The sequence below is a fragment of the Bordetella muralis genome (assembly GCF_054781015.1).
This window is the reverse complement of the sequence record NZ_BAAGVF010000010.1, coordinates 296,176-313,691: the sequence shown is the minus strand read 5'-3', so window position 1 is coordinate 313,691 and position 17,516 is coordinate 296,176. Positions and strand designations below refer to the sequence as shown.

Below are 17,516 nucleotides of genomic sequence, written 5' to 3'. Positions count from 1 at the left end.
CTATTTGGGTCGGATCCGGAGTCAACTCCAATGCCTCGATCGCACTCATCGCGCTCGCCGCCTCTGGATTTGTGGCGAGATCGAACGTCACTTGATACTCCAGAACGGGGCATTCACTTTAACGGTTTGGGCAACAGCCACATTAATTAAGGTTGCCTCGACCAAGCTTTTGGCTCTGGTTTTACTAAAACCGATACCTTCGGCTTCTATCACCGTAGATTGCGTGCGAAACGCCGCAAGCATTCCAGTTGCAACAGAGAATGCCAAATTTGTCCCTCCCCACTTTGTGACCGCCAAGTATGCCGTTGCGGACATGCCTGTCGTGGACTCATAGCTACCCGGATACTCACCTATGGCGGTACCCCAATGCGAACGCCCCCAATCTAACGTGGAGGCTGTGGTGATCGTCTCGCAATTGATCTCCACATCATGTGTGCCGACCTCATAGGTGATCTTGCCAAAGTGATTATGAATAGCGCTATTCAGAACATGCAGATGCTCTGTGCTATTAAAGTGATAGACCGATTTGTCCTTTACTTCCTTGATTACCTTACCCTCGACGGCAAACTCGCCGGCGGAGGGAGCCGCGGGACTCAGCACCGAAGAGGCCGCAGCGGACGCGGCAGTCCTAGGGCTGACGCCCAAACTCATGTACTCCTGAATACGAGCCTCGGTATCCCCTCGCAATTTGGAATCGGTTATCCCTGCACGCTCAAACGCTTGCTGCGTTTGGGCGATCGCGATGGTTTGCTGATCGGCAGGACTAAGTGCTGCGGTACCTCCTTGCTCCGTCAGCTCTCTATCGATATTTTTTCTCAGGCTAGAAAGCAACTCAGCCAGATCGGTAGCAGTGAAATCCGGAGGCATTACAGTATGATCCTTATCCCAACACGATGGGTGCGCTTTGATGAGGCGAAGTCCACACTCACCGATTCCTTAAAGGCCACGTTCACCCCCTTGACCCCAACACGTAACGTGGCCCGGTTATGGTGCATTCCAACCAACGCCAACCGAAACACAACAGCACTATTGGAAATCCCGCTTGGCTCAAAATTCACTGCCGTCAAGGCAGTGGTACTGATGGGAGTGGACTGCGTCGAATACAGTCCAAATCCGACATTGAAAATCCGTTTCGCGACTTTGGAGACGGTGACCTTATTACGCTCCTCATTACTGGTTTTGATGATCAAACTGGGAGCAGTTAGCCGCACGTGCTTAGCGTTGATTGTGACGTTAGCGTTATGCGTGTAGGTTGTTATGTCCAGGTTATTTTTCAGGTGTGAACTCTGGAACGTCAGGTCAACTTTGTCATAGACCGTGGCGTTGAGATTACCCTGCACGTGAAACCCCGGAGCGATCAGGCTGGGATTACTCAGCGCACTAATGGCTGCCACTTCAGCCTGAGCGGCCAACTCAGGATCAACGGGCGCCTCCATGTTCTTGCTGTCTTCGCGAGGTTTTTCCCCTGAGACGAGGAAGTCCGTCACGTTTTCCGCGCCATCCATCAGTCCACCGAGGCTTCCAAAGTTTCCCTCAGACTGTTTGGACAGCTTATCCGTCATGTTGCTTAACACGTCCTGCTGTTGCTGCGAAACGTCCGTCACGCCGTGCGCTTGCATCAGCTGATTGATGTCAGCCTGGCTTGGATAATCACCCGTATTGCCTTGGTAGCCCTTTAACTCTTCGGTCAGTTCGTCTAGGCTTGCCATTCCCTTCCCCTACAATTGATTAACCAACGTCGCCGATGATGATTTTTTTGAAGCTGCCCGTATGTGTGGAGCCGTAATCGCCCTCCAACGTGTGCGTCACGTTGCCAGTCTCGGTGAGCTTTTGCTCTCCGTCCTGAGTGCGGTCCAATACTCCAGTCGTGACCTCGGTAATGCCAGCGTTACTAATTTTCGTATAAAGCTGGTCGACTGTTTTTGTGTAGGTGCCTTCGATGTGCGTCGTAGTTGTGTCGTGCAACGTAAAGCTCGTCGTACCGCAAACTTCAACTCTCATTTGACCGGCATGCAGGCTGTATAGCCCGCAAACATCCAAGATATAGTTGCAACCAACCGTATGGTTATGGTTATTCACCACCTCATGGCAATGGTCCTTCTGCGCCCGCTGATGCACCAGCTCCGAGCCCAGCGTGTCATCAAAGATCATCTTGTTGCACATCGTCGGATCGCCATAGACCGACTGGCTGCGGAAACCACTCTGATTTGCCCCGCCCGGCAACTCCACCGGCGGCATATTGTTGGCGTTATAGACACGCCCCAACACGATCGGCCGATCCGGGCAGCCGCCGATAAAATCGACAACCACTTCGTCATTGATCCGCGGCAATTGCAACCCGCCAAATCCGCCGCCGGCCCACGGGCTAGACACCCGCACCCAGCACGAGCTGCTTTCGTTTTTCTGGCCGTAGCGGTCCCAATGGAATTGGATTTTGATCCGGCCGTACTTGTCGGTCCAGAGTTCCTTGCCCGCCGGTCCCACCACACGCGCCGTCTGCGGGCCGTGGGTGCGCGGAATCGGTGTCGTGCGAGGGGCGCGATATTGCACGTTCGACGGCAGAGCCGAGAATGACTCCTCGTAAAACTCCTCCGTCCCGCTCCCACTGGAATAGCCGCCGACACTCATCCGGTAGTTCACCATCACCACCAGATACTCGCGGTTTTCCGCTTTGCGCGGGTGATTGCGCAGCGTAAACAAATGCCCCGGCGCCAAGCCCCGAGCGTTGCTCAGCCCCAGGTTCTGTTCCTGAATACTTTGTAATTCCTCCAGGCGAATCCGGGCATATTGCTCGCCATGCTGCGCCTCTTGGAAACCGCCCTGCCATTCGAACATTTCGAGGTTGCCCGGCTCTGAGCCGCCCTTGCGCTTGGACATCGCATCCAGGCTCGCCCCGGGTTTCGTAAAGTCATAGTCCACCGTGGCGTAGCCGTCAGGCGTCACCTGCGCGGAGACTTCCCACATCGAGATGCATTCTTCCTGCGGCGTCGCTACCCGGTCGGGGCCGTAGTAGGGAATCGTCTCGTAACCAGGCGCCGGGCTATGCGAGGCAATATCGTCGGTCATGACCAGCGTGTGCTGGTCTTTATCGTGCTTGAAGTAGTAGTAAATCCCTTCGTGCTCCATCAGGCGGCTGATGAAGGCAAAATCCGTTTCCTGATATTGAACGCAATATTCCCACGAGCGATAGCTGCCCGTGAGCTTCATTTCGAATGGATACCCGTATTCCCCGAGCACCTCTTTGATAATGTCGGGGACGTTTTTCTGCTGGAATATCTTGTTATCCGAGGTCTGCGTCAGATACCAGAGCCAGGGTTTCACCGTGGCTTTATAGATGTAATTGCGCGAGACGCTGTTTTCGCGGCCCACCATGACGCAACGCACCACTTGCCCGCCGAGATAACGCTTTGCGGATGAGGTCGCCAATTCGAGGGTCAAGGGCTTGCCCAGCAGTTGTTTCAAATCCAGGTTGAAATTGTCTGCAAGCAGCTCGACTTCGAATTCGAACAGTTGCGACAACCCCTCATATCCTGCCATTTGCCGGAATGTCAGGCCGTCTACTGCCGTATGGGCAATGATGGGGCGAGACTGAAGGACGCTAGGAATATCCACAAACTTTCTCCAGAGACTATCTCCGGCCGTTGCCGCGACCACACGACAGACCATCCAGGATGTTCATCCCAGTGTCATGTGAACCACGCACAATGGGCCGTTATAGACTAATCAGAGCAAGCTACTGGAAGAAAAATAGGGACTCAAGGCGGTTTTCCCTAATAGATGCAACGAATCTATAACTATCTGAAACGCCAGAAGAATCTGCCCAATAGGATGTCTGGCCCCATAGCTACCTCTTGTTACCACAAAGCCTGAGGGCGTTCCTGTTACAGTGACGGCCGTCACTTATTTTTGAGGCGCTGCCTGGCGCCAACTGCCGTGCCTGCCCTTCCCCCTGCTTCGTCCCCCTTTGTCGTGCTGGACGCCTGTGTGCTGATGTCCGGGATCATGCGCCGCTTGATGCTGAGTCTGGCTGCCCATGGCGTCTATCAGCCTGTATGGAGCGAACGCATCGGCGAGGAATGGCGCCGGAATGCCGCGCGGCTCTGGGATATCCCCCTGGATGTGTTGGAGACACAATGGGCGGAAATGAACGAACGGTTTCCGCAAGCGACGCAAGGCGATCTGCAGGTATACGAAGCCGGGTTACGTTACAGCGATCCCAAGGATTTTCATGTCATCGCGGCAGGACTTGCCCTACGAGCCCGCTGCGGGCTGCAGCAACCGCCCCAGGTATTGGTGACCACCTGGAATCTAAAGGACTTTCGCCGTTCCGAGCTGCGGCGCCAGGGGCTGGACGTATTTAACCCGGATAAATTATTGTCGCAATGGTGGCAAGACGATGCGAACCAGCTGCGCGAATCGATCCGGGCGATACCGGCGGACTATGTTGCGCTGGGCCGGGATCCGGAGCCGCTGGACGCAACGCTGCATCGCGAGCGGCTGTATAGGCTAAAGGCGCTGGTCGCGCGCGACGGGCTGTGACGCGCCGCCGAGAGGCTCAATGATCGTGATTGCTCGCCGCAAACCCTGCGGCGTTCAATATATCGATCACTTCCTGAATATGCTCGGGGCCGCGAGTCTGTAATACGAAATCGACTTCGACGTTCCGTACAGGCAATGCGGTAAAGGCGCGTTGGTGATGCACCTCGGTAATGTTGGCCTGGGCATCGGCAATCAGTTTGGTGGCGTGCGCCAAGGCGCCGGGCAAGTCGCGCAAATCCACGCGGATACGGGCCAAGCGGCCCGCGCGTACCATGCCGCGTTCGATCAATTCGCCCAGCATCAAAGGATCGATGTTGCCGCCAGTCAGCACCAGCGCAACACGTTTGCCGCGAAAACGTTGCCCGCCTTCGGCTTGATCGCGTAGCAGTGCAGCCAGGCCGGCTGCTCCCGCGCCCTCGACCACGGTTTTCTCGATTTCCAGGAGCACGACGATAGCGTGCTCGATATCGCTCTCGCTGACCAGTTCGATACGATCGACCGCGCGACGAACAATTTCTTGGGTGATGACGCCAGGGGATTTCACCGCGATACCTTCGGCGATCGTGTAGTGACCGGAAGCCATCGACGCCCCCTTCACGGCAGCGTACATGGAGGGAAAGCGCTCGGTTTGTACGCCGACGATTTCGATACCCGGTTTGATCGCTTTCGCCGCGGTCGCAATGCCGCTGATCAAGCCACCGCCACCGATGGCGATGACCATGGCGTCGAGGTCCGGCTGGTCCTCCAGCATTTCCAGCGCCAGAGTGCCCTGCCCTGCGATGACGGCCTCGTCGTCGTAGGGATGGATCATGATCAGGCCACGCTCACGTACGAGTTCGTAACCATGCGCCTGCGCATCGTCAAAGGTATCGCCATGCAGGACGACTTCTGCACCGAAGCGCCGCGTATTGGCGACTTTGACCGTAGGGGTGAATCGAGGCATGACGATCACCGCAGGCACGCCCATGCATTGCGCGTGATAGGCCACGCCCTGGGCATGGTTGCCGGCAGACACTGCGATGACGCCCTTGCTGCGTTCCTGCGGTGTCAGCGCCAGCATTCGATTTAACGCACCTCGCTCTTTGAACGAGGCAGTGAACTGCAGGTTTTCGAATTTCAGCCAGATCTCGGCGCCCAGGATGTCGGAGAGCGTGCGCGAGTGCGTAAATGGCGTTTTATGCACTTGCCCTTGTAGACGGGCGCGGGCGGCTTGTATGGCGGCGAGATCGATCACGGTCGAATCCAGTAAAAATCGTCGACACTGCTTGGCTGTAGCGACAGAGGATCGCCATCAAATACGGCCAGCAGGTTCATCACCAGCCACGCATATGGCCGGGACCATGAGTGTAAATCCTCAGCGCACGGGCAGGAAATTAAAGAACAGCAGTCCCTGCGCATAATTGATCCCGATGCGCCGGTCGTTCTCGCCCAACAGGTTGGCAATCAAATCCAATCGGCCAATGATGGCACCGAATTCGCGCTCGAAACTGAGGTTGGTCACGGTGGGAGATATTTCGTTGGCCAATAACAAAGGCTCGCCTGCCACATTGCGGCGAGATGCCAGCAACCAGGCAGCTGCCTCGACGTTGCGAGCGGCGTTGTAGATCCGCTGCCCATGCAGCACATCGGACACGTAAATACGCGTTTTATCGTTGTGGGCAGCGATCAACGTATCTGCCAGACCATAAATAAAGGCAGCCACCCGGTCGCGGGTATAAGCAGGATCCAGCGAGACCGCCAGGATCTGAATATCGCGCAAACCACTTAAGTCAGCAGGCGGTGTGCGGTTTTCGATCATTTTTCGCACCCGGGCCACCGCCGCCTCTTGCGTGGGAACGCCGGATTTGCGCCATTCGCGAGGATTGCGGCGATACAGTTTGTCCAGCAGGCTGTACAGGCTGTCGAGGTTGTCGCGAATTTCCAGGGTGACGGTCCGGTTGAAGTCAGTCTGCGCAAACTGATCCATGGACATGCCTTCGCTTTCCGGCCCGACTGCCTCGGGCTGACCTAGCGAACAGCCGGCCGCCCACAACAGGATGCCGCTCGCACACATCCAGGCTACCCACCGTGGGCACCTCATGCCCGTATGATTCCTGTACTGACCAATGAGTGCTCCGTTGTGTCGCGGCAGGCACCCCATGTTCCTGCATCCTCGCGTCCAGGAATTTACCGTAAACAAAACAAAAACGGCACCTTGCGGTGCCGTTTTTTGCTCAAGAAACGCAAAGCTTATTCAGCTTGCGGCGCCGATTGAGGGGCGGCTTCAGCACCAGGTTGCTGCTGTTGCTCGATCCCGCCGATGGCTTTGATGGACAGACGCAGACGGCCCTTGTCATCAGCCTCGATGACCTTGACACGGACCTGTTGGCCGACCTTGAGCACATCGTTGATGTTGGCGATGCGATAGTTGGCGATTTCCGAGATGTGCAGCAAGCCGTCACGGCCCGGCAGCACTTGCACGATGGCGCCGAAATCCAGCAGGCGCAGGACGGAACCGTCATAGACCTGGCCGACTTCGACGTCCGCGGTCAGTTCGACGATGCGGCGTTGGGCTTCTTTGGCCTGAGCCTCGTCCACGCTGGAGATCACGATCGTGCCATCATCGGAGATGTCGATCTGGGTGCCGGTTTCTTCGGTGAGGGAGCGAATGGTAGCGCCGCCCTTGCCGATCACGTCACGGATCTTCTCGGGATTGATCTTGATGGTCAGCATGCGCGGCGCAAAGGCCGACAGTTCACCACGCGAGCCTTCGAGGGCTTCGGTCATCTTGCCCAGGATGTGCAGGCGGCCTTCGCGGGCCTGGGCCAGCGCTACCTGCATGATTTCCTTGGTGATGCCCTGGATCTTGATGTCCATCTGCAGCGCGGTAATACCGTTTTGCGTGCCGGCCACCTTGAAGTCCATGTCGCCCAGGTGATCTTCGTCACCCAGGATGTCGGTCAGGACGGCGAATTTGCCATCGTCCAGGATCAAGCCCATGGCCACACCGGCCACGTGATCCTTGAGCGGCACACCTGCGTCCATCATCGCCAACGAGCCACCGCACACCGACGCCATCGACGAAGAGCCGTTGGATTCGGTGATTTCCGACACCAGACGGATGGTGTATTGGAAATCCTCGTGGGCAGGCAGCAGCGAGACCAAGGCGCGCTTGGCCAGACGGCCGTGGCCGATTTCGCGGCGCTTGGGCACGCCGATACGGCCGGTTTCGCCGGTCGCAAACGGAGGCATGTTGTAGTGCAGCATGAAACGGTCACGGTATTCGCCCATGAGCGCGTCGATGATCTGCTCGTCTTGCTTGGTGCCCAGCGTGGCGACAACCAGAGCCTGCGTCTCACCGCGGGTGAACAAGGCGCTGCCGTGTGCACGCGGCAACACGCCCAGGCGCACGCTGATGGGGCGCACGGTGCGAGTGTCGCGGCCGTCGATACGGGGTTCGCCGTTCAGGATCTGGCCGCGCACGATGCGAGCTTCGAGGTCGAACAGGATGTTGTCGACTTCGACAGCGTCGGGAGCGTCCTGGCCAGCGGCTGCGGCCTGTTCAGCCAGCTTGGCATGCACGTCGGCATAGGCCTCGCGCAGTTGCGTCGTACGCGCCTGTTTTTCACGAATCTGGTAAGCCGCCACCAGGTTGGCTTGGGCTGCCGTGGTGACTGCAGAGATCAGGGTTTCGTTTTTGGGAGCGGCTTGCCATTCCCAATCGGGCTTGCCAGCCTCGCGCACCAACTCGTGGATGGCGTTGATGGCTGCCTGCATTTGTTCGTGGCCATACACCACGCCGCCGAGCATGACTTCTTCGGACAGTTGCTGAGCCTCGGACTCGACCATCAGCACGGCATTTTCGGTACCGGCGACCACCAGGTCCATCTTGGACGACTTCAATTGCGAAGCGGTGGGGTTCAGCACGTATTGGTCATCGATGTAGGCCACGCGAGCGGCGCCGATCGGACCATTGAACGGAATGCCCGAGATCGCCAAAGCAGCGGAGGCGCCGATCATGGCCGGGATATCGGGATCGATGTCGGGGTTGACCGACAGGGTGTGCAGCACCACTTGGACTTCGTTGTAGAAGCCTTCGGGGAACAACGGACGCAACGGACGATCGATCAGGCGCGAGGTCAGGGTTTCCTTTTCGGAGGGTTTGCCTTCGCGCTTGAAGAAGCCACCGGGGATACGGCCAGCGGCGTAGGTTTTTTCGATGTAGTCGACCGTCAGCGGAAAGAACGTCTGACCGGGTTTTGCCTTTTTGGCAGCCACGACGGTGGCCAATACAACCGTATCGTCCACCGACACCAGCACAGCGCCGGAGGCCTGGCGGGCGATCTCGCCGGTTTCCAGCACGACCGTATGCTGGCCGTATTGGAACGATTTAGTCACTTTATTGAACATGACGAGAATTCCTTACAAATGAAAAACCGTGGCCGCTGCGACAAACGCCGCACCGACCACGGTTGTGTCATGGGGAGCCTGCCCCGTCGATCACTTGCGCAGACCGAGTTTTTCGATCAGTGCGCGGTACGAATCGGGATTGCGACCCTTGAGGTAGTCGAGCAGTTTGCGACGACGGCTGACCATGCGCAGCAGACCGCGGCGCGAATGGTGGTCCTTCATGTGTTCTTTGAAGTGACCGGTCAACTCGTTGATACGAGCGGTCAGCAGGGCTACTTGGACTTCGGGGGAACCGGTATCGCCTTGGGCGCGTTGAAACTGAGCGACGATGTCGGCTTTTTTGATGTCAGCTACGGACATGGAATGACCTCTTCGGACTGGCGGCAGGGCCGAGGTGCCCTACCGTGGTTTTAAAAAACGGCAAACAGTTGCGCAGGCGCTGGCATGCGCGAAATACGACTTGTTGTACAACTTTTTGACGTGCGTTCAATATTAATTTGCCCGGCCATACACAATAGCCGGGCAAATCAAGGATGGAATTATAGCCGATTCGCTAGAATTACCCTACTAGGCCGGAATACCCGTTGTCTGGCCGCCCTTTTCGGGTGCTGGCCCCATGGCCGCCGCCCGCCGGAGAATCGCCATGCCCCGCCATATTTACCGCTTGGCAAGCCGCGCCGTGGCGCTGACCGCCGCGCTGGGTGCCCTGTCGGCCTGCGCCAATCTGGCCCAGGTGCCGCCCGGCGCCCCGATGGGCGAGGTCACGAGCCAGTTTGGCCGGCCCAATTTTGAATGCACCCGAGCCGACGGCACACATCGCGTCATCTGGACCACCCAGCCGTCCGGCCAGTACGCCTGGGGCACGGATCTCACGAGCGATGGACGCACCGAGCAGATCGTTCCTATTCTGACCGATCCCTATTTCAAGCAGCATTTGGCGCAGGGCATGACGGCGGAGCAAGTCCAGTGCGAGTTCGGCCCGCCGGCCGATATCTCGGGGGTAGGCCTGCCCAGCGTGCGCGAAACCGTCTGGGCGTACCGTTACAAGCAGTCGGGCGTGTGGAACTCGCTCATGTACGTGTATATGGGACGAGACGGCAATAGCGTGACCCGCTTTCATCCCGGGCCTGACCCGTTGTACGACGAGGACAGGCGTTGGCGCTGAGAGGGGTTGAGGCGCTGATCCAGGCTTGAGGACGCGCACGCCACAGGACTGTGGCGATGCGCGATTTTGCGTCAATGCGGGCCGGTTCAGTCCGAGTGCGAGCGGCGCTCTTGCTGAAACTTTCTGGCGCGGTTCCAGCGCCAGAACATCACTACCCATCCGGACAGGCCATAGAGCACAAATAGGCCGAACAGGACTACCGGGGGATCGCTGGATACAAATACGAAGACGGCGACCACCAGCAAAATGCCCCAGAACGGCACGCTGCGGCCCAGGGCAAAGCTCTTGCCGCTGAAGAACGAGGCATTCGACACCATGGTGACGCCCGCATACATGGTCAGGGCGAACGCCACCCAGCTCAGCACACCATCCTGAAGAGGCAGCTTGTTATCGATCGCCAGCCAGACAAAACCCGCCACCAGCGCAGCGGCTGCCGGGCTGGGCAACCCCTGGAAATAGCGTTTATCGACGACGCCGATATTGGTATTGAAGCGGGCCAGGCGCAACGCCGCCCCCGCCACATACACAAATGCGGCCAGCCATCCCCAGCGGCCCAGATCATGCAGGGCCCACTCGTACATCACCAGCGCCGGCGCGACGCCGAACGAGGTCATGTCCGACAGGGAGTCGTATTGTTCGCCGAACGCCGATTGGGTATTGGTCAGCCGCGCCACTCGGCCGTCCATCCCATCCAGCACCAAGGCGACGAAAATCGCAATAGCGGCGGTCTCAAAACGATCGTTCATCGCCTGCACCACAGCGTAAAAGCCGGCAAACAGCGCCGCGGTGGTAAAGGCGTTAGGCAGCAAATAGATACTGCGATGACGATTTTCAGAATCTCGCATTGAAAAATTGGGCATATTTACAAAAAGTGGCGGCGAATAGCTGAAAGGTTAACTCATTCGTAAGGAAAAAAGGCCTCTAACGCGGTGCTAGCGGCTTGCCGGCCCACCGCAATTGGCGTGCCGGCCGGATTTGCTGCGGGCACCCAACGACGCGCCGAGGCCGCACTGCGGCAAAAAAAAGGCATCCTTGGGAAAGGATGCCTTTCTTGCCCTACCCCTTCGCGGGGCAAAGCGTGACTAACGCGATCTTAGTTCTTGGACTTGTCGACCAGCTTGTTGGCAGCGATCCAAGGCATCATGGCGCGCAGTTTGCTGCCGACTTGTTCGATCTGCGATTCCGCGTTGATGCGGCGGCGCGAGGTCAGGGTCGGGGCGCCAGCGGCGTTTTCCAGGATGAATTTCTTGGCGTACTCGCCGGTCTGGATGTCGGTCAGGCATTGACGCATGGCTTGGCGCGTTTGCTCGGTGACAACCTTGGGGCCGGTCTCGTATTCGCCAAACTCAGCGTTGTTCGAGATCGAGTAGTTCATGTTGGCGATGCCGCCTTCGTAGATCAGGTCAACGATCAGCTTCAACTCGTGCAAGCACTCGAAGTAAGCCATTTCCGGGGCGTAGCCAGCCTCGACCAGGGTGTCGAAACCTGCCTTGATCAGCTCGACCGTACCACCGCACAGCACGGCCTGTTCGCCGAACAGGTCGGTTTCGGTTTCTTCGCGGAAGTTGGTTTCGATGATGCCGGCACGGCCGCCGCCGTTGGCGCTGGCGTACGACAGGGCCACGTCACGGGCCGAGCCGGACTTGTCCTGATACACGGCCACCAGGTGGGGCACGCCGCCGCCTTGGGCGTAGGTCGAACGCACGGTGTGGCCAGGGGCCTTCGGGGCGATCATGATGACGTCGATGTCGTCACGGGGCACGACTTGGCCGTAGTGCACGTTGAAACCGTGAGCGAATGCCAGCGCGGCGCCAGCCTTGATGTTGGCGTGGACTTCGTTGCGGTAGACCGCAGCGATGTTTTCGTCAGGCAGCAACATCATGACTACGTCGGCGGCCTTGACGGCCTCGGCGACTTCTTTGACTTCCAGGCCAGCGTTAGCGGCTTTTTTCCACGAAGCGCCATCTTTGCGCAGACCGACAACGACCTTCACACCCGAATCATGCAGGTTCAGGGCGTGGGCATGGCCTTGCGAGCCGTAGCCGATGATGGCAACGGTTTTGCCTTTAACGAGGGAGAGGTCGCAGTCTTTGTCGTAGAAAACTTTCATGTTGTGTACTCCGGATTATTTTGAATTCAGTTAATGCAGTAGGGGTGTAGGCAAAAATGCCTGTTAGATCTTCAGGATCCGTTCGCCGCGCCCGATGCCGGACACGCCGGTGCGCACGGTTTCCAGGATGGCACTGCGATCCAGGGCGTCAATGAATGCCTGCACCTTGTCCTGCGTGCCGGTCAGTTCAATGGTGTACGTCTTGTCGGTCACATCAATGATGCTGCCACGGAAAATATCGGCCATGCGCTTCATTTCTTCGCGCTCTTTGCCGACAGCCCGGACTTTGATCAACATCAGCTCGCGCTCGATGTGCGGCCCTTCGGTCAGATCAACGACTTTGACCACGTCGACCAGACGGTTCAAGTGTTTGGTGATCTGCTCGATCACCTCGTCCGAGCCGACCGTCACCACCGTCAGACGCGACAAGGTCGAGTCCTCGGTCGGGGCCACGGTCAGGGTCTCGATGTTGTAGCCACGCGCAGAAAACAACCCCACGACGCGCGACAACGCGCCGGGTTCGTTTTCCATCAACACGGAAATCACATGTTTCATGACCGCCTCCTTACAGGTCTTCGGAACCGAGCAGCATCTCGGTCAGCCCGCGGCCGGCTTTCACCATGGGCCACACGTTTTCGGTGCGATCCGTAATGAAATCCAGGAAGACCAGGCGATCCTTGTGCTTCTTGAATGCTTCGCGCAGCGCAGGCTCGACATCAGCCGGACGTTCGATACGCAATCCCACGTGGCCATATGCCTCGGCCACTTTCACAAAATCGGGCAGCGAATCCATATACGACTCAGAATAGCGCGAGCCGTAATCGATCTGCTGCCACTGCCGGACCATGCCGAGGAAACGGTTGTTCAGGCAGATGATTTTGGGCGTCAGATGGTATTGCTGGCAGGTGGACAGTTCCTGGATGTTCATCTGAATCGATGCTTCACCCGTAATGACGGCGATTTCCGATCCCGGATTCGCCATCTGCACCCCCATGGCGTACGGCAAGCCCACACCCATGGTGCCCAAGCCACCGGAATTGATCCAGCGACGCGGCTTGTTGAACTTGTAGTACTGTGCCGCCCACATCTGGTGCTGGCCCACATCGGAGGTCACGAAAGCGTCGCCGCCGGTGACTTCCCAGAGCTTTTCCACCACGAATTGCGGCTTGATGACTTCGTCGGAGAGAGCGTATTTCAGGCATTCCTTGCCACGCCATGCCTCGATCTGCTGCCACCATTTTTCCTGGGAAGCCGGCTTGGCCTCGGCCCGCGCGGCGTTGTATTGCGCGATGAGCTCGACCAGCACGTCTTTCACGTTGCCCACGATCGGCACATCGACCCGCACCCGCTTGGAAATCGACGAAGGGTCGATATCGATGTGAATGATCTTGCGCGCGTTTTGCGCAAAATGACGGGGATTGCCGATCACGCGGTCGTCAAAACGCGCGCCCACGGCCAACAGCACATCGCAATGCTGCATCGCCATGTTGGCCTCGTAGGTGCCATGCATGCCCGGCATGCCGACAAACTGACGGTCGGTCGCCGACATGGCGCCTAAGCCCATCAGCGTGTTGGTGCAAGGCGCACCCAACAACTCAGCCACACGGCGCAGTTCGTCCGAAGCATCGGACAGAATGACGCCGCCACCCGAGTAAATCATCGGGCGTTCGGCAGCCAGCAGCATCTGCACGGCTTTTTTGATCTGCCCTTGGTGGCCCTTGTTGACGGGCGCATACGAGCGCATGCTGATCTCGCCCTTGGCCGGGACGTATTTACATGGCTGCAGACTGACGTCTTTAGGGACATCCACCAACACGGGGCCGGGCCGGCCGGTGCGGGCGATGTAAAAGGCTTTGCGCAGCGTATCGGCCAGATCCTTGACGTCACGCACCAGGAAGTTGTGCTTGACGCAAGGACGCGTGATCCCCACGGTATCGCATTCCTGGAAGGCATCCTCGCCGATGGCCGCCGTGGGGACCTGTCCGCTGATGATGACCATCGGGATCGAGTCCATGTAGGCAGTGGCGATACCCGTGACGGCGTTCGTCACGCCGGGGCCGCTGGTGACGATACATACGCCGACCTTTTGCGACGCGCGCGAATAGGCATCGGCGGCATGCACGGCAGCTTGCTCGTGGCGCACCAGGATATGCTGAAATTTGTCTTGCTTGAAAATTGCGTCGTAGATGTACAGCACGGCGCCGCCGGGATAGCCGAAAACGTGCTCGACGCCTTCTTCGGCCAGGCAGCGCACGAGTATATCGGCGCCTATGGTTTCCATGATATTCATTTCCTGTTTCAGGACCGGCCCTGTTTTCCAGACTGTTGCACGCCCTGATACGGCAGCAACCGAACAAATACCAACGCCGACAACATGATCTGGCGCTTTGAGATTCACGGAACCTCGCCACCCAGACACCTTGCCAACCTGGCACGCATTCGTCGGGAACGCAGTGCAAAACGCCCCACGGGGACGTTCGAGGTCGAAATGGAAGCCTTGGCAACACACGCTTGTGACGCGGCCAACAGCAAGTATTAACTAGGGCGCACCGCCTGGAATGTAGTCTGGGCGGCACGCTTGCCTGAGCACCAGCATCGGATAGGCAGACTGGCGCAAGAGAGCGAATTTACCGCGTTGCGGCATTAGGAGCAAATCGGCGATTAGCATATTCCCCACACTCATCCGACCCCATAAAAAAGAAAGCCTCATCCGGAGCGCAACGCGATTCTTCAACCGTGAGTTTGCTGCGGCCCGGCAGTGGGGGCAGGCGGGACTGTTGGAGGCTGCCCAGTCCGTGACTCCTCGGCGGGGGCAGTCCGGGGGCCATGTTTGAGAGGAGCGCAGCGGAGCGAGTTTGGCCCCCGGCCCGCCGAGGAGTCACGGACGCAGGCCGAGTCCCCGTTCAGGGGACGAGTCAGCCGACCAGTCCCGCCTGCCCCCACTGCCGGGCCGCAGCAAACGGCTTAAGAACCCTCCTCGGCTCCTAGATGCAGCTAACGCCTCCCCCACGCCCCGCACTTGTTTCTATACTTGCATCATCGCATCTACAGAGCGGCCCGTTCATGGACTTTCGCATTGCCAGTATTCCGCGCTTTCTCTACAGCCACTACTTTTTTGGCGGGGTACGGCAAGGGGTGGGCATGTTGCTGCCCGTGTTGGTGCTGGGCGGCATCTTTGGCGAATATGCCTATGGCCTAGTGGCGACGTTTGGCGCGCAGTGCCTGGCCATCATCGATCAGCCCGGCGGCCCCCAACGGCACCGCACCAATGAAATGCTCGGCGGCGCGCTATTGGCCACGATGGCAGTCGCGATCACCGGCGCGGTCTCAACCTATCCCGTGCTGTTGTGGCTGGCGATCATCGGCCAATGCTTTATTTTTTCGATGTTTTCAGTCTTCGGCAAACGCGGCGGCCTGATCGGTTTCGGCGGGCTGCTGATCATGACGCTGACCATGCATTCGCCGATGACGCCGAGCCAAGTACTGCCCCATGCATTGGCGACCTTGGGAGGCGCACTGTTTTACCTGGCCTTCAGCTTGGCGTTCAGCCGCGTGTTCTGGCTGCGCGAAGAGCGTCAGGCCATGTCCGTAGCGCTATTTGCCACGGCGGACTATATGGCTGCACGCAGCCGCTTTTACGATGAAACGACCGATCTGGACGACATCTACCGCGAGTTGATCCAATCACAATCCGTGATGACGGAAAAACACCAGTCAGCGCGCGATATCGTGCTGCGCACACTGCCACGAGGACGCGGCTACGGCGACAGTGAGCGCGTCATGCTGTGGAACATGTTTGTCAACATGCTCCAGTTGCTCGATACACTCGTCGCCTCGCATACGGACTATGCCTCGTTACGCCGGGTACTAGCCGGCCATGATTGCCTGCTGTTCATGCGTGACGCGCTGGTCAAAATGTCGCTGGAATTGAACCGAATCGCGCTGGATGTATCGCGCGGACGCGCCGTGCAGTATCGCAGCAGTCCCAAGGCTGAATTGCGCGCCATCGAATACGAAATCGAACAGTTCAAACAACAGGGCATGAGCGAACGCGAACCCGAAACGCTAGCCCTCATCGTGCAAGTACTACGACGGCTGCGCAACGCCTCGCGCATCGTGAACAAACTGGCCGACCATACCGACGCGCGCACGGATGCACAACCTACCGATGAGCTGCGTATCGATAAATCGCTGACGCAGTTCATGTCCCGCCAAGAGCTGCGCATCGGCATGATCACCAGCAATTTGCGCCTGGATTCCCCGTATTTCCGGTATGCCGTGCGGGTCACCCTGGCTGCGGCGCTGGCAATGGGATTGATCGGCCAGTGGATGACCCCGCAGGTATCTTCGGCACATAGCTACTGGGTGCTGCTCACGATCATCATCATCATGAAGCCCGGCTTTGCGTTGACCCGGCAACGCAACGGCTGGCGCCTGATGGGAACATTGATCGGCTGCCTGTTGGCACTGGCGCTATTTCGCGTCACAACTCACCCGACCATCCTGTTTGCCGTGCTGCTCGTTGCCTGCGTCATGGGCAATAGCATGCTGCAACTGAACTACATGGCGAGCGCGATATTTAATACGTTGTTCGTGGTGATGGTGTTTCACTTCGTCGCGCCAGGCACAGTGTCCATGGCCGTGATCGGCGAACGGGCGCTCGATACCGCAATGGGCTGCGCCATTGCGCTTATATGCAGCTATGTATTGCCCTGGTGGGAAGCGCGCTATATGAAACCGCTGGCACGCGCAGCCACCAACGCGAATCGCGAATACTTGCGTACGGGAATGAGTTACGTCAGAGCCATGCAGGCGGCAAACGCGGGCATGGCGCCATCAGACGACGTGCCCTCACCCGCCCAGGCCGATATCGCCTGGCGCCTCGCACGCAAGAACGTGCACATTGCCTTCAGCAATTATGCCGAGGCGTTCTATCGCATGATGAGCGAGCCGCGCTCTCATCAAGTGAACGTGCCGGAATTCAACAATCTGCTCATTCAAAACCACATCATGGCCTCGCAGATCACAGCGGCCATTCCCTTGCTCACGGGGCTGAAAGAAACCCCCGAACCGATGCGCAAAGCGCTAAAGGGCATGGTCGATTTGCTTGACGACAGCAGCCCGGCATCGACAGACTTGCCCACTCAATTCGACACTACGGGCGAACTGGCGGCGCTGGCCTATCCCATCAAGCAAATGCTGCGCGCATCGACGCAAATCCGCCAGGAAATGACAGCGGTCGCCGATCCGCCGCAAAGCCGCCCGTCTGCCGTACCCGCTCAGTCTTGATTGCACAGGCCGCACGGCCACCAG

Annotated in this window: 14 protein-coding genes; 3 read left to right on the top strand and 11 right to left on the bottom strand. The window is 58.4% G+C overall.

Annotated features, from left to right (window positions below; all coding sequences use genetic code 11):
- Positions 1-87 precede the first annotated feature (87 nt).
- From ACYVIT_RS26165 to ACYVIT_RS26155, 3 genes are read right to left on the bottom strand one after another with little or no spacing between them, the layout of a single operon-like run.
- A complete protein-coding gene (locus ACYVIT_RS26165) occupies positions 88-867 on the bottom strand; it encodes a hypothetical protein (protein ID WP_415807085.1) in 780 nt (259 codons plus the stop codon).
- Positions 867-1,709 carry a hypothetical protein gene (locus ACYVIT_RS26160; protein WP_415807083.1) on the bottom strand — a complete coding sequence of 281 codons (843 nt, stop codon included), beginning with the start codon at positions 1,707-1,709 and terminating at the stop codon, positions 867-869. Before ACYVIT_RS26160 ends, ACYVIT_RS26165 begins: the two co-directional genes overlap by 1 nt.
- A gap of 19 nt (positions 1,710-1,728) precedes the next feature.
- Positions 1,729-3,612 (bottom strand): type VI secretion system Vgr family protein, encoded by a 1,884-nt coding sequence (locus tag ACYVIT_RS26155; RefSeq protein WP_415807082.1) that lies wholly within the window; start codon positions 3,610-3,612, stop codon positions 1,729-1,731.
- A gap of 378 nt (positions 3,613-3,990) precedes the next feature.
- Between ACYVIT_RS26155 and ACYVIT_RS26150 the strand changes: the two genes are divergently transcribed.
- Positions 3,991-4,539 (top strand): PIN domain-containing protein, encoded by a 549-nt coding sequence (locus ACYVIT_RS26150; protein WP_415807185.1) that lies wholly within the window; start codon positions 3,991-3,993, stop codon positions 4,537-4,539.
- A gap of 16 nt (positions 4,540-4,555) precedes the next feature.
- Here ACYVIT_RS26150 and ACYVIT_RS26145 read toward each other — a convergent pair whose 3' ends face one another.
- The 4 genes from ACYVIT_RS26145 to rpsO all read right to left on the bottom strand — a co-directional run bounded on the left by ACYVIT_RS26145 (position 4,556) and on the right by rpsO (position 9,288).
- Positions 4,556-5,773 (bottom strand): threonine ammonia-lyase, encoded by a 1,218-nt coding sequence (locus tag ACYVIT_RS26145; protein ID WP_415807081.1) that lies wholly within the window; start codon positions 5,771-5,773, stop codon positions 4,556-4,558.
- Between the two features lie 120 nt (positions 5,774-5,893).
- Entirely contained in the window at positions 5,894-6,619 is a 726-nt protein-coding gene (locus ACYVIT_RS26140) for a hypothetical protein (RefSeq protein ID WP_415807080.1), read from the bottom strand.
- Between the two features lie 149 nt (positions 6,620-6,768).
- Complete coding sequence (gene pnp / locus ACYVIT_RS26135; RefSeq protein ID WP_415807079.1) at positions 6,769-8,928, bottom strand: polyribonucleotide nucleotidyltransferase; 2,160 nt, start codon at positions 8,926-8,928, stop codon at positions 6,769-6,771.
- A gap of 90 nt (positions 8,929-9,018) precedes the next feature.
- Positions 9,019-9,288 (bottom strand): 30S ribosomal protein S15, encoded by a 270-nt coding sequence (gene rpsO / locus ACYVIT_RS26130; protein WP_012248532.1) that lies wholly within the window; start codon positions 9,286-9,288, stop codon positions 9,019-9,021.
- Between the two features lie 283 nt (positions 9,289-9,571).
- On the opposite strand from rpsO, the gene ACYVIT_RS26125 reads away from it, so the two are divergent.
- Positions 9,572-10,093 carry a hypothetical protein gene (locus tag ACYVIT_RS26125; RefSeq protein WP_415807078.1) on the top strand — a complete coding sequence of 174 codons (522 nt, stop codon included), beginning with the start codon at positions 9,572-9,574 and terminating at the stop codon, positions 10,091-10,093.
- Positions 10,094-10,179: 86 nt separating this feature from the next.
- On the opposite strand, the gene pssA is transcribed toward ACYVIT_RS26125, so the two are convergent.
- The 4 genes from pssA to ACYVIT_RS26105 all read right to left on the bottom strand — a co-directional run bounded on the left by pssA (position 10,180) and on the right by ACYVIT_RS26105 (position 14,484).
- On the bottom strand, positions 10,180-10,953 hold the full coding sequence (gene pssA / locus ACYVIT_RS26120; RefSeq protein ID WP_415807077.1) for a CDP-diacylglycerol--serine O-phosphatidyltransferase: 774 nt from the start codon (positions 10,951-10,953) through the stop codon (positions 10,180-10,182).
- A 233-nt stretch (positions 10,954-11,186) separates the two neighbouring features.
- Positions 11,187-12,203 carry a ketol-acid reductoisomerase gene (ilvC, locus tag ACYVIT_RS26115; RefSeq protein WP_415807076.1) on the bottom strand — a complete coding sequence of 339 codons (1,017 nt, stop codon included), beginning with the start codon at positions 12,201-12,203 and terminating at the stop codon, positions 11,187-11,189.
- 63 nt (positions 12,204-12,266) lie between these two features.
- Entirely contained in the window at positions 12,267-12,758 is a 492-nt protein-coding gene (gene ilvN, locus ACYVIT_RS26110; RefSeq protein ID WP_094820104.1) for an acetolactate synthase small subunit, read from the bottom strand.
- 10 nt (positions 12,759-12,768) lie between these two features.
- The gene (locus ACYVIT_RS26105) at positions 12,769-14,484 is read right to left on the bottom strand and encodes an acetolactate synthase 3 catalytic subunit (RefSeq protein ID WP_415807075.1); all 1,716 of its coding nucleotides are present in this window, start codon (positions 14,482-14,484) and stop codon (positions 12,769-12,771) included.
- 782 nt (positions 14,485-15,266) lie between these two features.
- Here ACYVIT_RS26105 and ACYVIT_RS26100 point away from each other — a divergent pair.
- Entirely contained in the window at positions 15,267-17,492 is a 2,226-nt protein-coding gene (locus tag ACYVIT_RS26100; RefSeq protein ID WP_415807074.1) for an FUSC family protein, read from the top strand.
- Positions 17,493-17,516: the final 24 nt, after the last annotated feature.